Origin of the sequence: Geodermatophilus sp. DF01-2, assembly GCF_004571065.1 — a bacterium.
GTDB lineage: Bacteria > Actinomycetota > Actinomycetes > Mycobacteriales > Geodermatophilaceae > Geodermatophilus.
In genome coordinates, this window is sequence record NZ_SPQN01000116.1 from 1 (window position 1) to 9,058 (window position 9,058).

The 9,058-nt window shown below is 73.4% G+C and carries 9 protein-coding genes and 1 tRNA gene; 8 read left to right on the forward strand and 2 right to left on the reverse strand.

The genetic code is table 11. The annotated features are described in order from the left end of the window. From E4P41_RS20055 to E4P41_RS20065, 3 genes are all read left to right on the forward strand, one after another. Nucleotides 1-450 (forward strand): septum formation initiator family protein (locus tag E4P41_RS20055; RefSeq protein ID WP_245177518.1); only part of this gene is annotated, 450 nt, incomplete at its 5' end. A gap of 171 nt (nucleotides 451-621) precedes the next feature. Further along, nucleotides 622-1,119, forward strand: a complete 498-nt coding sequence (locus E4P41_RS20060) for a DUF501 domain-containing protein (protein WP_135142992.1) — start codon at nucleotides 622-624, stop codon at nucleotides 1,117-1,119. Then, on the forward strand, nucleotides 1,116-2,066 hold the full coding sequence (locus E4P41_RS20065; RefSeq protein ID WP_135142993.1) for a Ppx/GppA phosphatase family protein: 951 nt from the start codon (nucleotides 1,116-1,118) through the stop codon (nucleotides 2,064-2,066). Before E4P41_RS20060 ends, E4P41_RS20065 begins: the two co-directional genes overlap by 4 nt. A gap of 10 nt (nucleotides 2,067-2,076) precedes the next feature. On the opposite strand, the gene E4P41_RS20070 is transcribed toward E4P41_RS20065, so the two are convergent. Continuing rightward, nucleotides 2,077-2,379, reverse strand: coding sequence for a DUF4235 domain-containing protein (locus E4P41_RS20070; RefSeq protein WP_135142994.1), 303 nt, complete (start codon nucleotides 2,377-2,379; stop codon nucleotides 2,077-2,079). A 25-nt stretch (nucleotides 2,380-2,404) separates the two neighbouring features. On the opposite strand from E4P41_RS20070, the gene E4P41_RS20075 reads away from it, so the two are divergent. From E4P41_RS20075 to E4P41_RS20095, 5 genes are all read left to right on the forward strand, one after another. After that, a complete protein-coding gene (locus E4P41_RS20075) occupies nucleotides 2,405-3,226 on the forward strand; it encodes a uracil-DNA glycosylase (RefSeq protein ID WP_280661392.1) in 822 nt (273 codons plus the stop codon). A 10-nt stretch (nucleotides 3,227-3,236) separates the two neighbouring features. Further along, entirely contained in the window at nucleotides 3,237-4,616 is a 1,380-nt protein-coding gene (locus E4P41_RS20080; protein WP_135142995.1) for an FAD-dependent oxidoreductase, read from the forward strand. 23 nt (nucleotides 4,617-4,639) lie between these two features. Then, nucleotides 4,640-4,713: transfer RNA gene (locus tag E4P41_RS20085), tRNA-Leu, on the forward strand. Between the two features lie 121 nt (nucleotides 4,714-4,834). Beyond that, nucleotides 4,835-6,451 (forward strand): M28 family metallopeptidase, encoded by a 1,617-nt coding sequence (locus tag E4P41_RS20090; protein ID WP_135142996.1) that lies wholly within the window; start codon nucleotides 4,835-4,837, stop codon nucleotides 6,449-6,451. A 229-nt stretch (nucleotides 6,452-6,680) separates the two neighbouring features. Beyond that, a complete protein-coding gene (locus tag E4P41_RS20095; protein WP_135142997.1) occupies nucleotides 6,681-7,556 on the forward strand; it encodes a Bax inhibitor-1/YccA family protein in 876 nt (291 codons plus the stop codon). A gap of 87 nt (nucleotides 7,557-7,643) precedes the next feature. Here E4P41_RS20095 and E4P41_RS20100 read toward each other — a convergent pair whose 3' ends face one another. Continuing rightward, entirely contained in the window at nucleotides 7,644-8,864 is a 1,221-nt protein-coding gene (locus E4P41_RS20100; protein ID WP_135142998.1) for an acetyl-CoA C-acetyltransferase, read from the reverse strand. Between the last annotated feature and the right edge of the window lie 194 nt (nucleotides 8,865-9,058).

Here is a 9,058-nt window from a genome sequence, read left to right on the forward strand (position 1 = left end):
GATCTGGGCGCGGGCAGCCGGCCGGAGCCGCGCCGCGCCGTCCGCCGCACCCCGCGGACGACGACGGCCGCTGGGACGCCGCGCCGACCGCTGTTCACCGGCCGGGCGGTGCTGCTCGTCGGGCTGGTCCTGGTGCTGCTGCTGACGCTGGCCGGCCCGGTCCGGCAGTACCTGGCCGGGCGCGCGGAGCTGACCCGGCTGGCCGCCGAGGGCACCGCGCTCGATCAGCGGGTCGAGCAGCTCGAGGAGGCGCTGGAGCGGCAGGCCGACCCCGCTTACACCGCGCGGCAGGCCCGCGAGCGGCTGGCCTACGTGCTGCCCGGTGACCGGCTGGTCATCGTGGTCGACGGCGAGGCCGTCAAGGGGGACGCCGGCACGGTGCCGGAGCCCGCCGACGACGTGCCCTGGTACGAGGCGCTGCTGCAGTCGGTCGCGGTGGCCGACGGATGAAGGACCCCCTCCTCCCCACCCCTCGCAGGCTCGGGGCGGGACCCGGGAGGGGCCCTGAGCCTCTGGACGGCTCCGGCGGTACCCGGGAGGGGGCCTGAGCCTCTGGACGGCTCCGGCGGTACCCGGGAGGGGGCCGTGCGGTCGCCTGACCCGCTGCCGCAGACTCACCTGGTGAACACCCCGATCACGCCGGAGGAGCGCGAGATCGTCGCCCGCCAGCTCGGCCGTCCTCCGCGGGCGCTGCGCGCGGTGGCGCACCGCTGCCCGTGCGGCCAGCCCGACGTCGTGCAGACCTCCCCGCGGCTGGAGGACGGCACCCCGTTCCCCACCATGTACTACCTGACCTGCCCGCGGGCCAACGCCGCTGCCAGCCGGCTGGAGTCCACCGGGCGCATGCGCGAGTGGCAGGCCGACCTGGGCACCGACCCGGAGCTCGCGGCGGGGTACCGCGCCGCCCACGAGGCCTACCTGGCCGAGCGGGACGCCCTCGGTGAGCTGCCCACGCGCACCACCGCCGGCGGGATGCCCAACCGGGTCAAGTGCCTGCACGCGCTGGCCGCCCACGCACTGGCTGCCGGCCCGGGGGTCAACCCGGTCGGTGACCGCGCCGTGGCCGGGATGGGGAAGTGGTGGACTCAGGGCCCCTGCGTCCAGGAGGGCGAGGCATGACGCGCGTCGCCGCGATCGACTGCGGCACCAACTCCATCCGCCTGCTGGTGGCCGACGTCCCGCCCGAGGGCCCACACAGCGACCTGCTGCGCCGGATGGAGGTGGTCCGCCTCGGCCAGGGCGTCGACGCCACCGGCCGGCTGGCCCCCGAGGCGATCGAGCGCACCCGGGCCGTGCTCGCCGAGTACGCGGCGCAGGCGCGCGACCTCGGTGCGACGGCGGTGCGCATGGTGGCCACCAGCGCCAGCCGGGACGCCGCCAACCGGGCCGACTTCGAGGGGATGGTCCTGGCCACCCTCGGCCGGCTGCCCGACGTCGTCCCCGGCGACGAGGAGGCGCGGTTGTCCTTCCTCGGCGCCACCGCCTCGCTGGACGCCGCGGTCGCCGCGCACGGCCAGCCGCGACCGCGTTCCCCGTACCTGGTCGTCGACATCGGAGGCGGATCCACCGAGTTCGTCCTCGGCGACGCCGGCGGGGTGCGGGCCGCGCGTTCGGTCGACGTCGGCTGCGTCCGGCTCACCGAGCGGCACCTGCACGGCGACCCGCCGGACGCCGACGAGATCGGCCGCGCCGAGGCCGACATCCGGGCCGCGCTCGCCGAGGTGGTCGCCACCGTGCCGGTCGGGGAGACCGCGACCCTGGTCGGCCTGGCCGGCTCGGTGACCACGGTCGCCGCGCTCGCCCTGCGGCTGCCCGCCTACGACCCGGCGGCCATCCACGGCTCCCGCATCCCGGTCTCCGCCGTCCGCGCGGTCACCGCGGGGCTGCTCACCGCCACCCGGGAGCGGCGAGCCGCCGAGGCGGTCATGCACCCCGGCCGGGTCGACGTCATCGGCGCCGGCTCACTCATCCTGCGGGTCGTCATGGACGCCCTGGCGATCGACGACGTCGCGGTCAGCGAGCACGACATCCTCGACGGCATCGCCCTGCGGCTGGCCGGGCGCTGACCGGCCGGCCTCAGGAGGTGCCCTGGTTGATCCCCGGCGGGAGCTTGCCGGTCAGCCTCTCGTAGCTCGCCGCCGCGCCGCGGGCGGCGACCAGCCGGCCGGCGGCCACGGCCAGCCCCGAGACGGCCGCCCACGCCAGCGCCTCCGACCAGCCGACCCCCGGTGCGGCGGGGTTCTTCGGCGGCATCGTGCCGCGGACGCCGTACCAGGCCGCGTCGGTCAGCTTCCGGACGGCGATCCCCGCCGGGACCGCGAACCCGGCCGAGAGCAGTTTCCAGCTGAGGGGCGCCTTCTGCTTCTGCTTCCTGGCCACGCCGCGATCATGCCCTCCGGCCCCCGTGGTCGCGCCCTCGGGTGCGGTGGTCCACTGGGGCGTGGCCTCCGACGCCGCCGGCTTCCCGGTGACCCGCAGCCCCGCCGGCGTCGTCCGCTCGGCCCGGGGCGCCCGGGACCTGGCCGTCCTCGACGCCCGCATCTCCGGCTGCCGGGCCTGCCCGCGGCTGGTGGCCTGGCGCGAGGAGGTCGCCCGGGTGAAGCGGGCCTCCTTCCGGGACGAGGAGTACTGGGGCCGGCCGGTCCCGGGGCTCGGACCGGCCGACGCCCGCATCGCCGTCGTGGGGCTCGCCCCTGCCGCGCACGGTGGCAACCGCACCGGCCGGGTGTTCACCGGCGACCGCAGCGGGGACTGGATCTTCGCGGCGCTGTGGCGGGCGGGCCTGGCCAACCAGCCGACGTCCACCCACGTCGGCGACGGGCTGGAGCTGACCGACGTCCGCGTCGCCGCCTCCGTCCGCTGCGCCCCACCGGCCAACGCGCCGACCCCCGAGGAGCGGGACACCTGCTCGCCGTGGCTGGCCCGCGAGCTCGCGCTGCTGCCGCGACTGCGGGTGGCCGTCGTCCTCGGCGGCTTCGGGTGGACGGCGCTGTGGCCGGTGCTCGCGGAGGCCGGCTACGTGCTGCCCCGTCCCCGGCCGGCGTTCGGGCACGGGGCGGAGGTCTCCCTCGAAGGGACGCACGGACCGCTCACCCTGCTGGGCAGCTACCACGTCAGCCAGCAGAACACCTTCACCGGCAAGCTCACCGAGCCGATGCTGGACGCCGTGCTGGCCCGGGCCACGGAGCTGGCCGCGACCGTGCCGGGACCAGCCCCCCGGCCCTAGGCTCGGACCCATGGCGCACCGACCCGTGGTCCTCGTCGTGGGCGGCGGCTACGTCGGCCTCTACACCGCCCTGCGGCTGCAGAAGCGGCTCTCCCGGGGTCGGGCGGAGGTCGTCGTCGTCGACCCCCAGCCGCACATGACCTACCAGCCCTTCCTGCCCGAGGCCGCGGCCGGCTCGGTGGAGCCGCGGCACGTCGTCGTTCCGCTGCGCCGGACGCTGCCGCGCTGCCGCGTGGTCACCGGGGCGGTCACCGGGCTCAGCCACGCCGACAAGCGGGCCCGGATCGCCCCGATCGAGGGGGAGCCCTACGAGCTCTCCTACGACGTGCTGGTGATGGCCGCGGGCTCGGTGGCCCGAACGCTCCCCATCCCGGGGCTGGCCGAGCACGGCATCGGGTTCAAGAACGTCGGCGAGGCCATCTACCTGCGCAACCACGTGCTCGCCCGGCTCGACGCGGCCAGCTCGACCGACGACCCGGAGGTCCGCCGCCGCGCGCTGACCTTCACCTTCGTCGGCGGCGGCTACGCGGGGGTGGAGGCGTTCGCCGAACTCGAGGACATGGCCCGGTACGCCATCATCCACTACTACCCGCGGTTGTCGCCGGACGACATGCGCTGGGTGCTGGTCGAGGCTATGGGGCGGATCCTCCCGGAGGTCGACCTCGACATGGCCGCCTGGACGGTGAAGCAGCTGACCGTGCGGGGGATGGACATCCGGCTCAACACCCGGCTGGAGTCGGTGTCCGACGACTGCCTGGTGCGCCTGTCCGACGGCGACGAGTTCGCCAGCGACACCCTCGTCTGGACGGCGGGCACCAAGCCCAACCCGATGCTCGCCGAGACCGACCTCCCGGTCGACGAGCGCGGCCGGGTCGTCTGCGAGCCCACCCTGCAGGTGCGCGGGATGCCCGACGCCTGGTCGGCCGGCGACCTGGCCGCCGTGCCGGACCTCACCAAGGAGCCCGGCGCCACCACCGCGCCGAACGCGCAGCACGCCGTCCGGCAGGCCAAGCGGCTGGCCGACAACATCGTCGCGGTGCTCCAGGGCAAGGAGCCGGTGCCCTACCGGCACGCCTACGCCGGATCGGTCGCCAGCCTCGGCCTGCACAAGGGCGTCGCCCAGGTCTACGGCGTCAAGCTCAAGGGCTGGCCGGCCTGGTTCATGCACCGTACGTACCACGTCAGCCGGGTGCCCACCTTCAACCGCAAGGCGCGGGTGGTCGCCGACTGGACCCTGGCCACGGTGTTCCGCCGCGAGGTCATCTCGCTCGGCCAGCTGCAGGATCCGCGCCGCGAGTTCGTCCAGGCGGCGAACACCGGCCGCACCGGCCAGCTGCCGCCGCCCACCTCGGAGGACCGCGCGCAGTCGGGCTCGGCGCAGGCGAGCTGACCCCGGGGCTGGCGTCCCCGGCGGCCCCCGTAGCCCAACTGGCAGAGGCAGGCCCCTTAAAAGGGTCCGAGTGTCGGTTCGAACCCGACCGGGGGCACTACTTGATCCGGGCTCGGAGATCAAGGCTTGACGACACGCCGAATCATCACAAAGGGTCACAGGTGTTGAACACAGGGTGTCTCAGCGTCGGGGCACCCGCGAGCAGAGGGAGACCCTGCATGACCCGACCCACCCCCTCCCGCCGGCCGCGGCTGGTGGCGCTCGGCGCCGCCGGGGCGACGGCACTGGCGGGGACCGTGGCCGTGGCCGGACCGGCCGCGGCCGCGCCGGCTGCCGCTGTGGCGTGCGAGAACCGCACGAACAACACGGTCGCCAAGCTGACCGACTGCGTGACCCTGGACGGGGTCATGGAGCACCTCGAGGCGTTCCAGGCCATCGCCGATGCCAACGGCGACACCCGCGCCTCCGGCACGCCGGGCTACGACGCCTCCGTCGAATACGTCGAGCAGCGGCTCGACGAGGCCGGCTGGGAGGTCTCCCGGCAGGAGTTCGAGTTCCCGTTCTTCCAGCTGCGGAGCAGCTCGTTCAGCCGCGTCGCGCCGACGGAGACGACGTACCAGGCGGGCACCGACTACGTGCCCATGACCTACACCGGCAGCGCCTCGGTCGACGACGGCGCCGTCACCCCGGTCGACATCGACTCCGGCACCAGCGGCTGCGAGGCCGCCGATTTCACCGGCTTCCCCTCCGGGACGGTGGCCCTCGTCCAGCGGGGCGCATGCGCCTTCGCCGTCAAGGCGTCCAACGCCGAGGCCGCCGGTGCCTCTGCGGTCATCGTGTTCAACAACGTGGAGGGGCCGCTCAACGGCACCCTGGGCGCTCCCGGCATCGACATCCCGGTCATCGGCGTCCCGACGACCCTCGGGCGCGAGCTCGCCGCCCCGGGGACGACCGTCGACCTCGCCGTCGACTCGACCAGCGCGATCCGCACCACCGAGAACGTCATCGCCGAGCTGCCCGGCCGGACCCCGGACAACGTCGTCATGGCCGGGGCACACCTCGACTCGGTGCTCGCGGGTCCGGGCATCAACGACAACGGCAGCGGCAGCGCGGCCCTCATCGAGGTGGCCGAGAACCTCAACAAGGCGAAGCTGACCAACACCGTCCGGTTCGCGTGGTGGGGTGCCGAGGAGCTGGGCCTGCTGGGCTCGGAGCACTACGTCTCGCAGCTCGGTGAGCAGCAGCTGGCCGACATCGGGCTGTACCTGAACTTCGACATGGTCGGCTCGCCGAACTTCGCCCGGTTCATCTACGACGGCGACCAGTCCGCATTCGAGGCGCCGGTCGAGGTCCCGGAGGGGTCGGCGCAGATCGAGTACGTCTTCGAGGACTTCTACGAGGAGCAGGAGCTCTTCTACGAGGGGTCGGAGTTCAGCGGCCGCAGTGACTACCAGGCCTTCATCGAGGCGGGCATCCCGTCCGGCGGCCTGTTCACCGGTGCGGAGGTCCTCAAGGAGGAGTACCAGGTGGCGACCTACGGCGGCGAGGCCGGGGTCGCGTACGACCGGAACTACCACCAAGCGGGTGACGACATCACCAACGTCGACGGGGAGGTGCTCGACCAGAACTCCGACGCGATCGCCTACGCGGTGCTGACGCTGGCCTACGACACCGCGCGGGTCAACGGTGTGGTCGGCAGGCCGGTCCCGGGCGGCACCTTCGAGGAGCACCCGCAGGACCGGCAGTACCGGATCGGAGCACAGCGAACGACCGGTGGCGGCGGGCTGCACGCCGGGCACGACCACGACCACGACCACGGTGGTGAGTCGGTCTGAAAGAGGAGACCCCGTCCTCCTCACCGCTCGCAGGCTCGCGGTGAGGCTCGGGACGGGGCCTGCGGGGCCGGTGGTGCGCAGCCGCCGGCCCCGCGGCGTCCCCACGCCCCCCGTCCGGGTGTCCATAAGGCGCTCAGGAACGTGCAGGCTGCTTCAGGCGTTGACCAGGACGAGTGGGGTGCAGGACCGTAAGCTCCACGAATCGCCCGGTCACCTCGAGGAGATGACGATGCCCAGCCACAACCCGGTCTTCGGCCGGGGACTTTCGAACGCGGGCGCCGGCAACGGCCGGCAGTCCGCCCCGTGGGGCGGCGCGCCGCAGTACGGGGCTCCCCAGTACGGGGCTCCTCAGTACGGGGCCCCGCAGTACGGCCAGGGGACGCAGGACCCGTACGCCGCGCCGTCGCCGTACGCCCAGTCGCCGTACGCGCCGCCGACGACCCGCTACATGACGATGGACGACGTCGTCCAGAAGACGGGTCTGTCGTTCCTGGTCACCGTTCTCTCGGCCGCCGTCACCTGGGCGCTGCTCCCGCAGTCCCTCGCGCTCGGCCTGGCCCTCCCCGCGGTCCTGGTGGCCCTGGTGCTGGGCCTGGTGATCGCCTTCAAGCAGATCGCCAACCCGGTGGCCACGCTGTCCTACGGCGCGATCTACGGCGTCGCGCTCGGCGCCATCAGCGAGGTGTTCAACAACCTCTACCCCGGCATCGTGGTGCAGGCGCTGATCGGCACCTTCGGCGTCTTCGCCGGCATGCTGGTGGTCTACAAGACCGGCGCCATCCGGGTCACCCCCAAGCTGACCCGCTGGATCGTCGGCGCGCTGTTCGGCGTGCTGGCGCTGATCGTGGTGAACCTGGTCGCCAGCTTCTTCATCCCGGGCGGCCTGGGGCTGCGCGACGGCGGTGCCCTGTCGATCGTCTTCAGCCTGGTCGTGATCGGCGTGGCGGCGTTCTCGCTGCTGCTCGACTTCGACATGGCCGACGAGGCCATCCGCCGCGGCGCCCCGGCGAAGTTCGCCTGGTACATCGCCTTCGGCCTGCTCATCACGGTCATCTGGCTGTACCTGGAGATCCTGCGGCTGCTGTCCTACTTCCAGGACGAGTGAGCCCGCAGCACCACGCGACAGTGGCCCGGCCCCCACGAGGGGGCCGGGCCACTGTGCTGTTCAAGGCGCTTCAACGGCGGGCCAGGCTCAGTTCAGGCGCTCCAGGACCATCGCCATGCCCATGCCGCCGCCGACGCACATCGTCTCCAGGCCGAAGGTCTTGTCCTTGGTCTGCAGGCCGTTGAGCAGCGTGCCGGTGATGCGGGCGCCGGTCATGCCGAAGGGGTGCCCGACGGCGATCGCCCCGCCGTGCACGTTGAGCCGGTCGATGTCGATGCCCAGGTCGCGGTAGCTGGGGATCACCTGTGCGGCGAACGCCTCGTTGATCTCGACGAGGTCGATGTCCCCGATGCTCATCCCGGCCCGCTGCAGCGCCAGCTTGGAGGCGTCGACCGGGCCGTAGCCCATGATCTCCGGCGAGAGGCCGGTGACCGCGGTGGAGACGATCCGGGCCAGCGGGGTGAGACCCAGGTCCCGGGCCTTGGTGTCGCTCATGACGACGACCGCGGCGGCGCCGTCATTGAGCGGGCAGGCGTTGCCCGCGGTGACCCGGCCGTCGGGGCGGAAGACCGGCTTGAGGCCGGAGATGCCCTCGAGCGTGGTGCCGGCGCGCGGGCCGTCGTCCTTGCTGACCACGGTGCCGTCGGGGGTGGTGACCGGGGTGATCTCCCGCTCCCAGAAGCCGTCGGCGATGGCCTGCTCGGCCAGGTTCTGGCTGCGGACGGCGAACTCGTCCATCTCCTCCCGGGAGACGTCCTTGAGCAGCGCCAGGTTCTCGGCGGTCTGCCCCATCGCGATGTAGACGTCAGGGACCTCCCCGGCCTCCCGGGGGTCGGTCCAGGAGTCCGCGCCGCTCTCGGCGACCTTGGCCACCCGGGCCTGCGCGTCCTCGAACGCGGGGTTCTTCGTGTCCGGCAGCGAGTCGCTGTTGCCCTTCACGAAGCGGGACACCATCTCGACACCGGCGGAGATGAAGACGTCGCCCTCGCCGGCCTTGATCGCGTGCATGGCCATGCGGGTGGTCTGCAGCGAGGAGGAGCAGTAGCGGGTGATCGTCGCCCCCGGCAGGTGGTCCATGCCGAGCAGGACGCTGACGACGCGGCCCATGTTGGAGCCCTGCTCCCCGCCGGGCAGGCCGCAGCCGAGGATCAGGTCGTCGATGTCGGTGGGGTCGAGGGCGGGCACCTTGTCGAGGGCCGCGCGCACGATGGTGGCGGTGAGGTCGTCGGGCCGTAGGTCCTTGAGCGAGCCCTTGAACGCGCGGCCGATGGGGGAGCGCGCGGTTGCGACGATGACGGCTTCGGGCATGGGTCCTCCACGATGAGGGAATCCGACGACGGGTCGCCGGACGTCGGGTCACCCCCGAACCTACTCCGCGGTAGTCGGCGCCGGACCCTCAGCCGAAGGACGTCACCTCCGCGGCGCGCTCGGCCTGGTCGGGCGTCGGGAGGTCCGGCGGCCGGCGCCGGCGCAGCCGGGCCCACGGGCCGCGCGGCCCGGTG